Below are 17,430 nucleotides of genomic sequence, written 5' to 3' on the forward strand. Positions count from 1 at the left end.
GCTAAGAATGAGGGCGGTCGTTGGCCGCCCATTAAATTTTCAGCTTGCGTTAGCCTAGCGTGTCGCCAAGTGCAATTTTAGGCGTTCGATAAACTCCCGCTGGGCGGGAATAATCTTTTGCTCGGCGACATCTACCGGAAAGAAGGCAGCCTTATCAATTTCAGGAAAACTCATAAGGTTACCCGAGCGTGGCGGCCACTCAATCTCAAAGGTATTGCTCTTAATTGGCTGATCGTCATTCCAGTCGCCGGCAAACGCCCAAGCATAAACTGTTTTGCCGCTAATTTGCTTAATCCAGCTGAGTGGAATAAAATCGCCATGCGGGATAATCCCCGTTTCTTCGGTAAATTCGCGAATAGCGGCCTCAAAATAGGACTCTGACCCTTCGACGTGACCCTTAGGGATGCCCCAATAGCCGGCATCCTTGTTTTTGTTATAGGGCCCGCCAGGATGGGCTAAGAAAATTTCTAATTGGCCGTTGTTAAGCCGATACATCATTAGTCCGGCGCTAATAATATTCAAAGTCAATCGCTTCCTTTCAGGCCATTAGACAATAGTATTTTTTTTTATACCGTTTAGGAATAACTAAATTTTACAGCAAATTGTGTAATTTTACTAGCGCTAGAAGTTTAAGGTGTATGAGAAGCGGCCATCAAGCTCAAACTAAGCTGGAAGATACCAAGAACTACGGCCTGGAGGTGTAACAATGAGCGAATATATAAATAACCGTGAACATCGGCAAAAGGCGTTAAAGGAAATCATCATGGAGCTGCATCAGGGCAAGCCCCTGCACGAAGTCAAGGCAAAATTTGATAAGATTGCCGGCGATTTGGACGCAGCTGAGCTGTCGCAAATTGAGCAAAAACTTATCAATGAAGGCCTTCCGGTTGCTGAAGTCCAGCGACTATGCGATGTTCATGCCGCCGTCTTTCGCGATGCGCTGTCTAAGAATCCAGACGTGAAGGTTGAACCGGGTCATCCGGTAGATATCTTTAAAGCTGAAAACCGGGCGTTGGAAAACTTGATAAAAAATGAGATTAGTCCAATTTTAAACAAATTGCGGGATGGCGCAGAAATTAATGATAAAGAAACAGTTTTAGAGCTCGTTGCCAAGCTTAATCTATTATGGGATATTGATAAGCACTACAGCCGCAAAGAAAATTTAATTTTCCCCTTTGTTGAAAAATACGGCATAACCGGGCCACCCAAGGTAATGTGGGGTGTTGATGATAAAATCCGTGATTTGCTGAAGCAGGCAAAACATTTAGCAACCAATTACCAGGCAACGCAAAAAGAAGAGCTAATCGAAAAAACTGAAGAAACACTCGCGCAAATTGATGAGATGATTTTTAAGGAAGAAAAAATATTCTTTCCTATGGCGCTTGAAAAGCTTACGCAAGACGAGTGGTTTAAAATAGCCGAAGACAGTGATGAAATTGGCTACTGCTTGGTCGAGCCTCAGCCGGGTTGGAAGGCCTATCGTGAGAAATCAGGCGCTCATATGAAGGCTGCTAAGGCAGAGCATCTTGATAGTGGCTTTATCAAATTTGACACCGGTCTCTTAACCCCCAAAGAAATTGACCTTATTTTTAAACATCTTCCTATCGATATTACATATGTTGATAAAGATGATGTCGTTAAGTTTTTCTCGGCTACCCCTGATCGCGTTTTTGCCCGGACCCGTACTATTATCGGCCGCAAGGTTGAGAACTGCCATCCGCCGGATAGTGTTCATATTGTCGAGAGTATTGTCAATGATTTTAAAAGCGGCAAGAAGAATAATGAAGACTTTTGGATTAAAATGGGCGACAAATATGTATATATACGCTATTTCGCTGTGCGTGATGAAAACGGGGAGTATGTAGGTACGGTAGAGGTAACGCAGGATATCAAACCGATTCAGGGCATCAGCGGTGAAAAACGCATTATGGACTAATTTGGGGTACCAATCATAAGGGGGGAGATAGTTTTGCTGTTCAGCCCTATGACTATACGGGAACTTAAACTCAAGAATAGGATTGTTATGCCGCCAATGTGTATGTATGTAGCTGACCACGACGGCCGGGCAATCAATTGGCATGTAGTCCATTATGCATCGCGTGCAATTGGCCAGGTTGGCCTCATAATTGTCGAGGCAACCGGGGTAGAAGATCGTGGGCGAATTACTGATAATGATTTAGGCATATGGGAAGATGGTCAGATTGATGGTCTAAAACGTATAGTAGATGCAGTGCATCACTGCGGCGGCAAAATTGCTATTCAGCTTGGTCATGCCGGACGTAAAAGTACTGTGGGTTATACTACACCGGTTGCGCCTTCGGCAATAGCGTTCAGCAAAGAGTACCGGACTCCGAAAGAGCTGACTAAATCGGAAATTCAGCAGGTAATTGAAAAGTTCGCCAAGGCTGCTAACCGGGCCGCCACAGCCGGTTTTGACGCTGTCGAAATTCATGCTGCGCATGGTTATTTAATTAATGAGTTTATGTCGCCGCTCGCCAATAAGCGTGAAGACGAATACGGCGGAAGCCTAGAAAATCGCGTACGCCTATTGGGTGAAGTGCTTAGCGCTGTAAGAAGTGTCCTACCGTCAAAGGTGGTAATCTTTGTTCGGGTTTCAGCCCATGATTACGAGCCGGACGGCAATACCCCTGAAATAACCGCCGACATGCTTAATCTGGTTAAAGACAAAGGAATTGACTGTGTCAATGTCAGCTCGGGAGCGGTAACCTCCTTTGCACCGCGGGCGTATCCGGGCTATCAAATTCCGTTTGCCCTAACCATTAGAGACAAAACTGGGCTTCCAGTAATAGGGGGCGGCTTAATCACTGAGCCAATCCAGGCCGAAACGGTTATTAAAGCTGGAGTTGATTTAGTCTATATCGGCCGCGAGTTGCTGCGCAACCCTTACTTTCCGCTCAAGGCAGCGCATACGCTCGGCCAGGACATCCATTGGCCACAGCCTTATGAGAGAAGTAAATATCGGTAATAAGAAGACACTGCCATTCAAAAAGAAGGCAGTGTCTTTTGTATTTAAATCTTAGTCCTGAATTTATTTAAAAATTCGAATTTTTCGCAGGGAAATAATGTAACGTAATTGAATAGCCTAAAGGAAGATATTTCCTAAATAAAGGAGACTGTCAATGTTTTTTCTATTTCGCTTCGCTAAATATCAAATTGTTATCGAAGCCCAACAGTTCGGACTAGAATTGCCGCGGTATAAGGGATCAACCTTAAGGGGCGGTTTCGGACATGTATTTCGGCGGATTTGCTGCAGCCAACCTAAAGAAATTTGTTCGGTATGTCTCTTAGCACAAGCCTGCCCTTATGCGCTCATCTTTGAGCCAGGGCCGTCGCCGGGCAGTGAAGTACTAAAAAACTATAGCAATATACCACGTCCCTTTGTTATTGAGCCTCCGCTTGACGATAAGATGCATTACGCTCCGGGCGAGCGTTTAAGCTTTAATTTGATTTTGATTGGACAAGCAGTTCAATATTTGCCGTATTTTATCCTTGCTTTTAAAGAACTAGGCAAGGTAGGTATCGGCAGGGGACGCTTACCGTACAAATTGGTAGACATTGCGGCGGCTATCAATAACCGAGAGACTGTGTCTATATATAATACATCCACCGGAACTATCACACCTGTAGATTCGGAACAAACAGCAGCAATATTGGATGAGTCGACCAATAAAACTGACGGTGTGCTTAAACTCGACTTTTTAACGATGACCAGGTTAAAGTTTGAAAATACGCTGACTACAGATATTCCTTTTCACGTTCTTATCAGAAACCTGCTTAGAAGGATAAGCACGCTCTATTATTTTTATCAGGACGGACCAAAACTAGATATTGATTACAAAATGCTTATAGATAAAGCCGAAGAGATTAAGATAATATCATCTGAGTTGAGATTAGTTGACTGGGAGCGCTATTCACAGCGGCAAAATACCCATGTGAATATGGGCGGACTGGTCGGAAGTGTAGTTTATGAAGGTAATGTTGAGCCTTTCATGCCGTTAATCAAGCTTGGCGAGGTTATTCATGTTGGTAAGGGGTGTGTGTTTGGGTTGGGGAAGTATGAGGTAGCTGAATAAAATTATGTACCCATTAGACGGGCTGGCTAAGTAAGCAATTAATTAATAGTTTCAGTCTCCATTATATGGATAAAAGTATTATAGCTTTTCTTTATAAAACTATACATAACTTACTTATTTACGACAATAATAAATTCATTACTATTAAGTAATCTATTAAATAATATGGAAGGGAGAGTGAGAATTAAATGAGGCGACATCAAGGAGGTGATTTTTCTGCAATATACCGGACATCCATTTGTTGATGTTGGGATTGCTGTGCTTGAGTCTTACCTAAAAAAGTACTGCACAGAATTTACTGAACAGGACTTGAGTAAGGCAGCAGAATGGTTAAAAGACGTATATAAGCGGAAAGATTTTAAGGGCTACTTAACTATTCATTTTCCTAACTCAGGTTGGTGTAATGCAAATATTAAAGAGGATACCAAGGCTGAGTACATTAAAAAGGTATTAAAGTCTTATGGCGATCCTCCATTATCTTCAAAACGATCGTGTGCTTTTTGCAACAATCTAGCGCAGTTTTTAGCTGATCGACAGCATATACCCTTACTAACAGGTACAACAGTTCTTGTAACTGCGCCTAATGGGGTAGCAGGTTTACCAGTTTGCGGTTATTGCTTAATGGCCATTCAATTTTATCCACTCGGGACAATAAAAGTTAATGGACGTCCGCTATTTTGGTGGACCACCGATACAGATATGACATTTGAATTAATAAACAACACTGTACAGGAAGTAAGAAAAAGCTTAGCCACCAGCCAGGAGAAAGTTGTAAATTTTAAGTGGCCGTTTACTAGACTGTTAAGTCAGGCGCGAGAAATCTTAGACGTATATGATGCCAAAAGCCTGCAGGCAAAAAAAGAAACCCCCTTGCCAGATTGTATTGGCTATCACGTAACTAATTATGGTTCGGAGCCGGATTACGATCAGTATCTTATTCCGAGGGAGTTGCTCCAATTTTGGCGGCATGTTAGAGTAGCGGCTAAAGATGTCCGCGAGGCACACCACTATGTCGAGACATCTTCATGGATTATACCTAAACCTAAAAAGAAAGGAGCGAAATCACAAGGCACCTCTGGGGTAGACAGCGAGGGCATTGGCTTTCTGCGCAACAGCTATTATGAAGCCCTTGGCAAGGCATTTCAGGAGCGAAACTGGCAAACAATCATCGGGCGAAGAATTATAGGGTTCTTCCTACATACGAAGGAAGAAAACTACCATTGGAATAATTACCAGCTATGTGAGCTGTTTTTAGGAAAGGTGGGCGGAATGGAAAAACAACGGCTAGATATTGTTAAAAAAATAGCTGACGATATTGTCGATCATCTAATATTGGGCAATAACGAGCCCAAATGGCTGGACAACCTTTACAATCGAGAAATTAAACCGAATGAATTTATGCGGTATCTAGTAAAGGTTCAAAGAAAGTTAGCGGTGCTTGGTCAGCCTATTAACTTAGATGATATATTGACAATGTTTGATATTTCATCTTCTGATGATCCTGGGCTCAAGGATGCATATTTGATTAGACAACTATTTCTTATTCGGATGTTTGAAAGAATCGGTGCGCGCAACAGAGATCTACTAAAATCAATAAATGATGAAAAGAATGAAAATGAGGAGGTTATGTAAATGGCTTTTTTATCCGGACTACTCCTTATTGACTGTCCGGCCTCAGCGCTTAATAATGCCGGAAAAGACGAAGATGCTAACACTGACAACGCAACCGGAGTAAAGGCAGTTAAAGCAAAAGACGGTGTATATCCATATGTCTCGGCGCAAGCCTTTCGGTACTGGTTGCGCGAGACAGTAAAGAAAGAGGCAACTTGGACCGCAACGCCGATATTCCGTGAAGGCAAAATTGCGTATACTGACGCAAATCCAATAAAATATGCTGAAGATGATCTTTTTGGCTATATGCGTGCTCCATCCAAGAAAAGTGATGCTGCTAAAAAAAGAACTGAAACTGGTCTTTTAGACACTGCAACAAGTCTTGAAGATGGCGTAACGTTAACCCGTCATTCGCCATTCAAGGTTAGCACGTTAATATCTATTGCACCACTAAAAGAACTTACGCGGGATTTTGGGGTAATGGCTCGCCATGAAGGTGACCCAGTGCCGTATGAACATCAATTGTATAGAACAACACTACAGGGATTATTTTCACTTGATTTAGCGATGACCGGAAGGTTTTATCACATTCAGCGTACAGGTTTTAAGCACCTCGATGCTGTCCGGATTCAACTGGCGGAAGAAATGGGACTAGCACAATGTGACGATGGCAAGGCTTACGAGTTACCGCTCGGTCAAAGGCTTAGCCGGATAGCAACTTTGCTTAAAGGTATTGCTACAATTAACGGTGGAGCAAAACAAGCTATCCACTATACCGATGTAAGCCCGAAGTTCTGCATTCTGGCTGTGGCGAAAGGCGGAAATCATTTGTTCTCTACTTCTGTCACTGCGGATAGTAAAGGTAAACCAGAAATAAAGCTTGAAGCTGTAAAAGAAATAGCTCGAGTCTATAAGGACGAGCTATTAAGTGGAATTTACGTAGGCCTAAGTCAAGGATATCTCGATGGTCAACGTAAGGAGTTGGAAGAAGCATTAAGATTAATAAGTAGCCAAGAAGAATACGGTAAAAGAATAACGTTTATAGGGCATCCGATAGAGGCAATTAACGCTTTCCTAGATGAGATGGGTAAGGAAAGAGAGCTATGGCTAAGTTAGAAAAAGTCCTGCGGATACGCAGCAGCGCGGTAACCGCATCTTTTCGGTATCCTCATGTTATGGTTGGGAAATTGCCTACTTTTGAGATGCCGCCTCCTGCGACAATTTACGGACATTTGTGCGGGGTGCTAGGCGAATGGTTCGACCCAGATGGAATGGAATTTGCCTATACATTTACTCATCAGGGTATTGGTGAAGATATAGAATTAGGTCAAATGATTGAATTTGGTACAGGTAAAGATAATAAACAGTTAGGCGGATTGCCGCAAAATATGATTGGTAGCCTGAATCCGCAACGCCGGCAGTTTCTGTTAAAACCAGAAATGACATTATATCTTAAGGGCTCAGATAACTTGCTGGCTAGATTTGAGAGAGCCTTCCGGTCACCGGCGTTTGCCTATATTATTGGGCGTAGTCAAGACGCTGCAACTATTAAATCGGTAGAATGGGTAGAACTAGTGCCGTCAGATAAAGCCTTTTTTTCCAATACACTGCTTCCATGGTCGCTTAGACAATGGGTGTTTCCAGGAAGGCCAGTATACATGCCAAAAGCTATTAATTATCAAAAATTAAGGGAGCCGGTATTTGAGCGTTATTTAGAAATCAATGACAGAGCGCTTCGCATATTTGGACAGGGTGTTGAAGAAGATCTAATCAACCGTGAACCATTTACCACGATGATGGTAGATTTGGAAGATACAAAAACCTTTTTGGGCCAGAACCTTCCGAGGGGGGTATGGTTTCATGCTGTCGAAGGTATGGGCTAAATCAGCGGGTGTTCCTGGTGAACAGGGTCAGACCTTAGTTGAACATACTTGCGAAGTCGTTAAGCAAATGGGTAATTTTATTAAGCTATATGAAAAAGAAATATCTGCAGTTCAAGAAATAAATTTGGCACGTGTTTTACTATATTCAGCAATTTTACATGATGTTGGTAAGTGTCATCCTAAGTTTCAAGAGCAACTGCGTGGCCAAGGGGTATTTGGCCTTCGGCATGAGATTTTAAGCCTGGGATTTCTACAGTTCTTTGATATACCTGTAAAGGAACGAGGTTTTTTGGCTGCTGCTGTAGCTCTCCATCACAAGGATTGGAGAATGATTGTCGAAGGTAAAGGAAGCATGCCGGCCTACTTTGCTCTCGGTTTATTACCGCAAGAAATCGAACCGCTTAACGAACTAACTGCAGAAATAACAGGCGAATTAATTGCAACAATAAAAACTTATTTAGAAACCGCGCCGCTAATAATCCAGGATCAGACAGGTTTGAAGGTCGAAGGCTATAAGTTTAGAGGACAGATAGAAAGAAAACTCAATGAAGAAATATATTTAAACCTAAAACAGATAAACCAGTTAATAGCAGATTTCGTTCGGCGTGAAGGCCGTCGGCAGGTAGTTGACGAGAGGGCTGTCTATGTCGGCGTTCTAGCCCGTGGACTACTTATGTCATCTGACCATCTGGCCAGTGTTGGCAATGTTTGTTTTCGTGATGGTTTCGCCAATGTTGAAGAAGTTATTGGCGCAATTAAAAGGAAAAAGACTGAGTTAATGCCGCATCAGCAACAGATTGCTAATATAGTTGGAGATGCTATTTTAGTTGCTCCAACTGGGTCAGGAAAAACTGAGGCCGCCCTGCTATGGGCGGCCAAACAGAGAGAATTTAAAAAAAGCAAGGGCAGAATGTTTATGCTCCTGCCTTATCGGGCCAGCATGAATGCTATGGGAAACCGGCTTAGCAAAGTATTTGATAAAAGGTCGGTAGCAGTTATTCATGCCAAAAGCTTAATTCGCAACTTTGAAAATTTGGCTAATATGGAATATTCACCGAGTCAAGCTATTGCTATCGCCCATCATCAAGAAAGCATAGCCAGGTTAAATTCAACTATGCTGCGAGTATGCAGTCCTTACCAGCTTATCAAAGCCTTTTTTGGTCATAAGGGTTATGAAGCTACACTTTGTTCAGCAATATGTTCTCAATTAGTCTTTGATGAAATACATGCATATAATACTCAGATAACAGCTTTGACACTAATAGCAGCACGTTATCTGTGCAGGCGCTATAATGCAAGTGTTCTCTTTATGACGGCTACTTTGCCAAGTCATTTGCGTGATGCAATTAAGCGCTTATTTCCGAATATAGCGCCGATCGTTCAACCTCCATCTTATTGGTTAAAGAAAATTCAACGTCATAGATTTAAATTTTTAGACTGCCATGCTCTATCAGCAGATAGTGTTAACGTTATATTAGCCGAGGCAAAAAAGGGATCGGTATTAGTAGTTGTAAATAGAGTTGATAGGGCAATCAAACTTGTATCCTTACTGGAAAGATACGATAAAGATGTTGTTTTATTACATAGCCGGTTTAATGCGCGGGATCGTGGCACTAAAGAACAGCAACTATCAGCAACTCCGGGGAAAATACTAGTAGCCACTCAAGTGGTAGAAGTTTCGCTTAATATTGACTATGATACCGGCTTTTTTGAACTAGCGCCACTGGAGTCTCTTTTACAGCGTGCTGGGCGGGTAAATCGAATGGGAAATAAAAAAGATTATTCAGATATAAATATTTTTGAGCATTTTCCAGGAGATGAATGGATTAAGGAGACTGCACCATATAACCCGAATCATTTACAGCAAGTGCTCGGCACATTAAAAAATTATATAGCAGAAACCCACAATGGTGTTTGGGATGAAAGTCTAGCGGGTGAATTAGTAGATAAATCTTACCCTTCAGATATGAAAGAAGAGTTGCTGTTAAAAATTAATCACTTTGTAGAAGAATTTGAAACTAACTTTGCCAATACGCTACAACCTTTTGGTGGACAAAGTTTAGAAACTATTAAGACGCAACTAGCCCAATGGGATAAACTATTTGATGGTATAGAAATTTTACCTGAATGTCTTATTCAAGAGGCGCTTTCTAGCCATAACAATCTAGAAGTAGATAGATTAAAGGTGCCTATAACTCAGAGCCAATTTAACAGATTGACTAAAGAAGGTAAGCTATACAGTGTTGAGTACATAAATGGTCTAATTGCAAAATGTGAGTATAGTAAGAAACTAGGTTTAATCCTATAATCTAATTTTGATGGAACATCATTATAAGGACTCCAGAGTCTAGGAATACAATTAGAAATTGAACGAAATAAAAGAGATATATAAAATATAATATTTTAAACAGGCAAATTAGCCTGTTTTTTCTTTTTATACGTATGACTAGCTAATCGGCTGGCTATAATGCCAATAATAGTTAAATTATGGAAAGGAGTGATTAAGGTGCAGCTATTTATATCGAATTATGGAACCTTTGTTGGAAAGAAAAGCGAGCGACTGGTTATTAAAGAAAAAGGTCAAGTTGTAGGTGAGCACCCGTTTCATGATGTAGAACATGTGATGGTTGATAGCCTAGGGGTGAGCATTTCTACTGACGCTATTCTCGACTGTATGGAACATGGAATCCCAATTAGCTTTATGACACCCTCAGGAAATCCATATGCTAAGCTAATTCCGCCAACCTTAACCGGCACTGTCGTTACACGACGGGAACAGCTTTTTGCTTTTCGCGATCAAAGAAGCATTGAACTTTGCAAGGCGTTTATTGACGGGAAGATAAGCAATCAAATCAATACTGTAAAGTATTTTGCCAAATACCGTAAAACAGCTAACCCCGAAGATTATAAGCAATTGCAGACGATGCTTGATAAGATGGCACTTATCGCTAAAGAATTAAGCAAGATTAAAGGCATCTGTATAGATGATGCTCGTGGCTCAATCATGGCATTAGAGGGGCGAATAGGAAATCTTTATTGGGAGTGCGTTAAATTATTGACTTCGGGAAAAGCGGACTTTCCGGGGCGGGAGCATAGGGGGGCAGAAGATGCAATAAATTCGATGCTAAACTATGGTTATGCTATTTTAGCGCATCAAGTTGAGACAGCTCTTACCTTAGCGGGGCTTGATCCCTTCGGCGGTTTTCTCCATGTAGATAGGCCAGGAAAAAAGAGTTTAGTATATGACTTTATGGAAGAATTTCGTCAGCCGGTAGTTGATAAAGTTGTTATTGCAATGGTTAACAAAGGAACTGATGTAAAGCTTTCCGATGGATTGCTCGAGCAAGATACCAGGCGAGCACTGGCAGCAAAGATAAATGAACGGCTTGAAAGTACCGAACGTTTTAAAGGCAAAAAGCAGCGGCTTAAAACTATTATCCAAACACAGGCTAGACGAATAGCTACTTTTGTACGAAATGAGGCTAAGTACAAACCTTTCATCTGTGGGTGGTAGTATGAAAACATATATAATTTATGATATCGAAGAAGATAAGCTACGGACTAAGATTTTTGAAACCTGCAAGGATTATGGTTTGCAGCATGCCCAGTATAGTACCTTTGTCGGCGAATTAAATCATAACCGTCGTGAAGAAATTTATCTAAAAATTAAAAAGCTTATTGGTCGTAAGCGGGGCAAGGTAGCCATTGTTCCGGTTTGCGATAAAGATGCTAGGCTTGCTAAAGCGATTGATACTATTAATGAGGGTTGCCATGAATGTTAAGGTTACAGATATCAAGCAATACATTTACTGTCCGCGCATAATTTATTTTCTCTATGTTTGTCCGGTAAATAAAAAGACTACCTATAAAATGCAAGCCGGCAAAGAAGAACATTTCATACTGGATAAGTTAGAGAGACGTCGAACCCTAAAGCGCTATAATTTAGAATCGGGCGAAAGAGTTTTCCATGCTTGGCTTAATTCTCCGCGGTTGGGGTTGCAGGGTAAGCTCGACTTACACATTATCTCGGGTAAGGATTACTTTCCGGTAGAATTTAAATTTACTACCAGAGGAGCCTCGCTTAATCATAAATATCAGCTTATCAGCTATGCCTTATTGTTAGAAGATAGTTTTAAATGCAACATCAGGTTTGGACTGTTATATCTTGTGCCGACTCAAACAATAATCCCGATAGAGATCACTCCTAACAGTCGGTTATTTGTTCATGAAATTATCGACAGGATACGCGAGATAGTTAAGTCTGAGCGAATGCCTGAGAAACAGAAGAAAACGGAGAAGTGCCGCGACTGTGAATATCTAAGGTTTTGCGGAGACATTGACTTTATACGAAAGGGGAATAAAATAAGTGTATTTTTTAACTGAAGCTGAGCGTAAGATGTTTTTAAAAAAAATGCTGCCCAAAGCCCGGAGGTTGGACGTAAATGATGAATTAAGGGGTTGGAATTGGCATCTGCCGACACTGGAACCATCCTACGAAGAACGGTTAGGAGTTTTTGAAGTAAGCAATGCCTATTGTCCTACGCACCGCGATTTATATTTAAACAGAGTACTGAAGAACAAGTTAAAGCCCAATTATTTCATGATATCAGGCAAGGCTTTTCATCAAATACTAGTGGATGTAGTTACCCATGCAAAAAGGCTTATTTATACTTATGGCGTCCACAATCTCCAGGAGTTAATCGCGGAACTTAGAAAGCCAGTTGAGATTACTTGGCCGTCTGAAATGTATTCTTTGAGCGATGAGCAGAAGGCTGAGCTAAAAATAAAAGGTAATTTTTTACGAGACTATGAGCAAAGCAGGATTTGTTCACGTGTTGAAGAAATATTAACGCAACAGCCATATATTGGGAGTGATTCGCTGGCCCATTTGGCGGCACCGATAGTCTGTGAAAATAAACTTGATGGCAGATTTTTGGGACTTAGTCCATATTTAAGCGCTGATGCCTTTGTCTTGTCCGAGCCAATGATTTTAGATTTTAAGTTTGGCCAGCCCGAGGAGTTTCATCGCCTGGCAACTACAGGTTATGCCCTAGTTATGGAGGCCATTCATGAAGTTCCCGTAAACTTAGGCTGCATAATTTATGGGCAATTTAAAAACGAGCGGCTTATAGTAACAAAGGACATGCATTTTATTGATGATGAGTTAAGACAGTGGTTTATCGAATCACGCGACGAAAAAATGCGAATGATATTCGAAGAAATTGACCCTGGATTGGCAGATAACTGTAAAGAATTTTGTCCAGGCTATTCTCTATGCCACACTAATTAGGAGTAGGTACTGAAATGATGTTTTTCGCAAATACCCCCTGCATTAATGCAGAAAACTATTTTGCGGGAAAATCGGCCTTCGTGGTTATATCTACAATGCCAACAAACCCAGTAAGAAGGCCTGTTCAAGGCATGCCGCCTTAGTCGGTTACATTCGCCTTCCTCGTTTAATGAGGACTGAAACACATAAACTGCTGTTCAACTATGGCTTGTTTTTCTTGTTACATTCGCCTTCCTCGTTTAATGAGGACTGAAACAAACTGGACCAAAATTATGAACTTGAACAAAGACAAGCGTTACATTCGCCTTCCTCGTTTAATGAGGACTGAAACCCGCAAAAGGGACATGGTCTTAACTTACTTTCGCTCAGTTACATTCGCCTTCCTCGTTTAATGAGGACTGAAACTTAATCGCTTCGACTGCTGTTATTCCTCTTTGCGCTGTTACATTCGCCTTCCTCGTTTAATGAGGACTGAAACAACATCCAAGATGCATATACTGTCAGGCCGCTCAACCTTGTTACATTCGCCTTCCTCGTTTAATGAGGACTGAAACGGAACTATTGTCGGCGGCACTTCAAGCATTCATAACCCGTTACATTCGCCTTCCTCCTTTAATGAGGACTGAAACGTAGAAATTATTGAGGTCTTAGGATATGCAAAAGACGGGTTACATTCGCCTTCCTCGTTTAATGAGGACTGAAACACAACAAGGAAAAGGCCAATATCCTCCTGCAAATTAGTTACATTCGCCTTCCTCGTTTAATGAGGACTGAAACGCAGATATCCTTTGACGCGCTCTTTAACATCAGGACATGTTACATTCGCCTTCCTCGTTTAATGAGGACTGAAACGGAAAGCAGTTGTCACTTCCATTTTAAGCAAAGCAGTTACATTCGCCTTCCTCGTTTAATGAGGACTGAAACAAAAAACAAGGGCGCGGATACCAGTCGTACCGCCGCCGTTACATTCGCCTTCCTCGTTTAATGAGGACTGAAACACAGAAGCTTGTGCAGCTGCACCTGCAGCGGCAGCGGTTACATTCGCCTTCCTCGTTTAATGAGGACTGAAACTTACTACAAAGTCACTTTGTGAAGCATATGTCACCGCGTTACATTCGCCTTCCTCGTTTAATGAGGACTGAAACGCATGATGGCAAGTATATCTTCACTTAATCCATCAGTTACATTCGCCTTCCTCGTTTAATGAGGACTGAAACACGGTGGTGCTCTGTATGCTCAAGAAAAAGGCAATATACGTTACATTCGCCTTCCTCGTTTAATGAGGACTGAAACATACATACCTTTACCATGTGTCAAGGTTTTTTACTTGACGTTACATTCGCCTTCCTCGTTTAATGAGGACTGAAACTATAGTTAGTGCTATATATCTTGCCGGAATTATATCGGTTACATTCGCCTTCCTCGTTTAATGAGGACTGAAACCTTATATATACCCCCTCCATACAACAACTTACGAATAAAGTTACATTCGCCTTCCTCGTTTAATGAGGACTGAAACAGCAAAACGACTTCTGCAAATTAGCGGCATTTAAGAGTTACATTCGCCTTCCTCGTTTAATGAGGACTGAAACGCTGAACTAAACATTCCGATAGGATCCCGTTACTCCTGTTACATTCGCCTTCCTCGTTTAATGAGGACTGAAACTTCAAACAGCACTTGGGTTATGAATCATATATACTTCCGTTACATTCGCCTTCCTCGTTTAATGAGGACTGAAACGGAACCATGACGACAGAGGGCAGGAAGATTCAAACGAAGTTACATTCGCCTTCCTCGTTTAATGAGGACTGAAACTCTAATAATGTTTCATAGTCGGGCTCATATTCAACTGTTACATTCGCCTTCCTCGTTTAATGAGGACTGAAACTTGATATGAAATTCCTAGCTTTTCGCTCCATGCTTTAGTTACATTCGCCTTCCTCGTTTAATGAGGACTGAAACAGTGGCAGAGATAGAATGGATAGTAACGGCAACGACAGTTACATTCGCCTTCCTCGTTTAATGAGGACTGAAACGTTTCAATAACCTTGTTGAAGGCATTGACATACTCGTTGTTACATTCGCCTTCCTCGTTTAATGAGGACTGAAACGAAAAGGAAACATAAATCTTAGGGAATGTATCAAATGCGTTACATTCGCCTTCCTCGTTTAATGAGGACTGAAACACACTGTAACTACTAATTTTGCAGCTGATGATACTTTAGGTTACATTCGCCTTCCTCGTTTAATGAGGACTGAAACCTCCTTAACTGTTTAATAAACTCTTTAACCTTTTGGTATGTTACATTCGCCTTCCTCGTTTAATGAGGACTGAAACCGATAAACAGCTAAATTCCTGCCGTAAATTTCCGTTCATGTTACATTCGCCTTCCTCGTTTAATGAGGACTGAAACTTCCAAAAAATACTATTTCCCTTGGAAATGCTTTTAGTTACATTCGCCTTCCTCGTTTAATGAGGACTGAAACACAATTTAACACTTACAGTTCCTTCTGGCGCCACACGTTACATTCGCCTTCCTCGTTTAATGAGGACTGAAACCTACAAGCTCATGCTCGGTATACCACTCGTTGCCGTGTTACATTCGCCTTCCTCGTTTAATGAGGACTGAAACTATGTGTTTTCCTCGATGCGAAGTATTACACCGTTTGGTTACATTCGCCTTCCTCGTTTAATGAGGACTGAAACAGGTACATTACCCTTTCCAGCCTGTCCTTACGGTCGGGTTACATTCGCCTTCCTCGTTTAATGAGGACTCAACCTGTTAGTAATCGATCGGTAGGTAAATGTTAAAGGCCGTACCCGATGAAGGTACAGCCTGATTTTTATAATGAGGTTTTACTAGCCATTCGTAGTGTCCGCAATAGGCAATACGGTTAACTAGCGTATCCTCTTAAGTGGGAGTTAACTATGTCTAAGTCCATGGATAAGTTCGACTAGGCTTCGGCTTCAGGTGTAGTTAAAACTCAATCGAAGCCAGTCTCACTTTAAGAACTGGCTAATTCCAGGCGAAAGTACTATTCTCAAAAGCATGTCTTTGTGTTAAGGTAAAGATAATCTGTTAAGAGAAGGGGATATGATATGGTTAGAGCAATCATACTTTTATGCATCGCAGTTTTTGGATTTTGTTTCATTCCCCAGACCGGGTATGCCAACGCGGCTGATGCGAAGAATGAGGCTGTCCGGTTAGGTATTGATAATATTGATGATTATTTACATATCTTTGCCGGTAAAAAAGTCGGTCTTATAACTAATGCTACGGGCATTAACAGCAAATTTGAAAGCTCTGTTGATATTCTTTACAGCAAGACTAACTTAGTGGCACTATTTTCGCCCGAGCATGGTATCCGCGGCGCGGCAAAAGCCGGTGACAAGGTAGGCAATATCATCGATGCTAAAACAGGCTTGCCGGTACATAGTTTATACGGTGCGACCAAAAAGCCGACGCCCGAAATGATCAGTGGTCTGGATATACTGGCTTTTGATATCCAGGATGTTGGCGCCCGGCCGTACACCTATATTTATACTATGGCGTATGCTATGCAAAGTGCTAAAGAGCAAGGCAAGACATTTGTTGTTTTTGACCGGCCTAATCCTATTGGCGGTGTGGAGGTTGAGGGCGGTCTTATAAAACCCGGGTATGAATCTTTTATTGGGATGTACCCGATTCCCAGCCGTCATGGGATGACTGTCGGCGAATTGGCTCAGTTTTTCAATAGTGAGTTCGGCATTGGCTGTGAACTTATTGTTATTAAAATGACAGGCTGGCAGCGTAATATGTACTACTTCGATACCGGACTGCCTTGGGTTATGACGTCTCCTAACATCCCAACGCCGGAAACGGCGCTTGTATATCCGGGAACAGGCATTTTCGGCGGAACTAATGTATCTGAAGGCGTTGGTACGACAAGGCCTTTTGAGTTTGTCGGCGCGCCCTGGCTCAATGGCGAATTTTTAGCTTGGCGGCTGAATAGAATGGAATTACCGGGTGTAATATTTAGACCGGCTTACTTTACGCCGCAGTTTGGATTGTATAAGGGCGAGCAGTGCGCCGGAATTCAACTGCATATTACTGACAGTAACGCGTTTAGGCCGGTAAAGACCGCAATGCTCATACTTGATCAAGTAAAAGACCTAGGGGGCGATAATTTCAGATTTAAGCGTCCTAATGGTACTGACAGGTCGCTTGATCTTATTGTCGGTGATGACCGGCTGCGCACCGGCAGGGCGACGGTGGCAGAACTGCTCGGCGAATGGGCAGTAGAAGCCGATAGTTTTAAAGCGAAGGCCCAAAAATATTATTTATATGAATAAGCAAGTCTTTTGTTGATAATGATTTTATAATAGGTAAACCTGTAGATGCCCTGCAGGTTTTTTCCATGTGGTTAGAGGATTACCATAATGCTATGCGAATTATACCTAGGTATAATATTGATCAATAAAAAAAGGATGGTTGATGATGCTGAAACGCTTGTGGGAAGTGCGGGAAGAAGTAAGGAAACGCCGCCCGCTGATTGTCAATATAACCAATA

13 protein-coding genes and 1 CRISPR repeat array are annotated in these 17,430 nt (G+C 41.8%); of the genes, 12 read left to right on the forward strand and 1 reads right to left on the reverse strand.

The features are described from left to right. Positions 1-54: 54 nt before the first annotated feature. Entirely contained in the window at positions 55-522 is a 468-nt protein-coding gene (locus GX348_12185; GenBank protein ID NLP42916.1) for an NUDIX domain-containing protein, read from the reverse strand. A gap of 184 nt (positions 523-706) precedes the next feature. Between GX348_12185 and GX348_12190 the strand changes: the two genes are divergently transcribed. The 12 genes from GX348_12190 (at position 707) to GX348_12245 (ending at position 17,212) form a co-directional block, all read left to right on the forward strand. Continuing rightward, positions 707-1,936, forward strand: coding sequence for a DUF438 domain-containing protein (locus GX348_12190; GenBank protein ID NLP42917.1), 1,230 nt, complete (start codon positions 707-709; stop codon positions 1,934-1,936). Positions 1,937-1,969: 33 nt separating this feature from the next. Continuing rightward, complete coding sequence (gene namA, locus GX348_12195; GenBank protein NLP42918.1) at positions 1,970-2,986, forward strand: NADPH dehydrogenase NamA; 1,017 nt, start codon at positions 1,970-1,972, stop codon at positions 2,984-2,986. Positions 2,987-3,140: 154 nt separating this feature from the next. Further along, on the forward strand, positions 3,141-4,094 hold the full coding sequence (locus tag GX348_12200; GenBank protein ID NLP42919.1) for a CRISPR system precrRNA processing endoribonuclease RAMP protein Cas6: 954 nt from the start codon (positions 3,141-3,143) through the stop codon (positions 4,092-4,094). A gap of 207 nt (positions 4,095-4,301) precedes the next feature. Continuing rightward, the gene (locus GX348_12205; protein ID NLP42920.1) at positions 4,302-5,726 is read left to right on the forward strand and encodes a hypothetical protein; all 1,425 of its coding nucleotides are present in this window, start codon (positions 4,302-4,304) and stop codon (positions 5,724-5,726) included. After that, entirely contained in the window at positions 5,727-6,821 is a 1,095-nt protein-coding gene (gene cas7i / locus GX348_12210) for a type I-B CRISPR-associated protein Cas7/Cst2/DevR (protein NLP42921.1), read from the forward strand. It abuts the gene before it with no gap. Then, on the forward strand, positions 6,809-7,588 hold the full coding sequence (gene cas5, locus GX348_12215; protein NLP42922.1) for a CRISPR-associated protein Cas5: 780 nt from the start codon (positions 6,809-6,811) through the stop codon (positions 7,586-7,588). Before cas7i ends, cas5 begins: the two co-directional genes overlap by 13 nt. Beyond that, positions 7,566-9,896, forward strand: coding sequence for a CRISPR-associated helicase Cas3' (cas3, locus tag GX348_12220; protein ID NLP42923.1), 2,331 nt, complete (start codon positions 7,566-7,568; stop codon positions 9,894-9,896). Before cas5 ends, cas3 begins: the two co-directional genes overlap by 23 nt. 159 nt (positions 9,897-10,055) lie before the next feature. After that, positions 10,056-11,102 (forward strand): CRISPR-associated endonuclease Cas1, encoded by a 1,047-nt coding sequence (cas1, locus tag GX348_12225; GenBank protein NLP42924.1) that lies wholly within the window; start codon positions 10,056-10,058, stop codon positions 11,100-11,102. 1 nt (position 11,103) lies between these two features. Beyond that, positions 11,104-11,370: a CRISPR-associated endonuclease Cas2 gene (cas2, locus tag GX348_12230; protein NLP42925.1), complete on the forward strand. Its 267-nt coding sequence runs from the start codon at positions 11,104-11,106 to the stop codon at positions 11,368-11,370. Next, positions 11,360-11,971: a CRISPR-associated protein Cas4 gene (cas4, locus tag GX348_12235; protein NLP42926.1), complete on the forward strand. Its 612-nt coding sequence runs from the start codon at positions 11,360-11,362 to the stop codon at positions 11,969-11,971. The genes cas2 and cas4 overlap by 11 nt, the downstream gene beginning before the upstream one ends. Then, positions 11,955-12,878 carry a type I-A CRISPR-associated protein Cas4/Csa1 gene (gene cas4a / locus GX348_12240; GenBank protein NLP42927.1) on the forward strand — a complete coding sequence of 308 codons (924 nt, stop codon included), beginning with the start codon at positions 11,955-11,957 and terminating at the stop codon, positions 12,876-12,878. The genes cas4 and cas4a overlap by 17 nt, the downstream gene beginning before the upstream one ends. A gap of 146 nt (positions 12,879-13,024) precedes the next feature. Beyond that, a CRISPR array of direct repeats spans positions 13,025-15,660; the repeat unit is 37 nt; unit sequence GTTACATTCGCCTTCCTCGTTTAATGAGGACTGAAAC. A 319-nt stretch (positions 15,661-15,979) separates the two neighbouring features. Then, positions 15,980-17,212, forward strand: a complete 1,233-nt coding sequence (locus GX348_12245; protein ID NLP42928.1) for a DUF1343 domain-containing protein — start codon at positions 15,980-15,982, stop codon at positions 17,210-17,212. Positions 17,213-17,430 lie beyond the last annotated feature (218 nt).

The organism is Veillonellaceae bacterium (genome assembly GCA_012523975.1).
GTDB lineage: Bacteria > Bacillota > Negativicutes > JAAYSF01 > JAAYSF01 > JAAYSF01.

Excerpts from the sequence above, each read along its gene's own strand:
- GX348_12190 (NLP42917.1), top strand. The coding sequence starts at position 707 with ATGAGCGAATATATAAATAACCGTGAACATCGGCAAAAGGCGTTAAAG.
- GX348_12245 (NLP42928.1), top strand. The coding sequence starts at position 15,980 with ATGGTTAGAGCAATCATACTTTTATGCATCGCAGTTTTTGGATTTTGT.
- cas7i (NLP42921.1), top strand. The coding sequence starts at position 5,727 with ATGGCTTTTTTATCCGGACTACTCCTTATTGACTGTCCGGCCTCAGCG.
- cas3 (NLP42923.1), top strand. The coding sequence starts at position 7,566 with ATGCTGTCGAAGGTATGGGCTAAATCAGCGGGTGTTCCTGGTGAACAG.
- GX348_12200 (NLP42919.1), top strand. The coding sequence starts at position 3,141 with ATGTTTTTTCTATTTCGCTTCGCTAAATATCAAATTGTTATCGAAGCC.
- cas1 (NLP42924.1), top strand. The coding sequence starts at position 10,056 with ATGCCAATAATAGTTAAATTATGGAAAGGAGTGATTAAGGTGCAGCTA.
- cas5 (NLP42922.1), top strand. The coding sequence starts at position 6,809 with ATGGCTAAGTTAGAAAAAGTCCTGCGGATACGCAGCAGCGCGGTAACC.
- cas2 (NLP42925.1), top strand. The coding sequence starts at position 11,104 with ATGAAAACATATATAATTTATGATATCGAAGAAGATAAGCTACGGACT.
- cas4 (NLP42926.1), top strand. The coding sequence starts at position 11,360 with ATGAATGTTAAGGTTACAGATATCAAGCAATACATTTACTGTCCGCGC.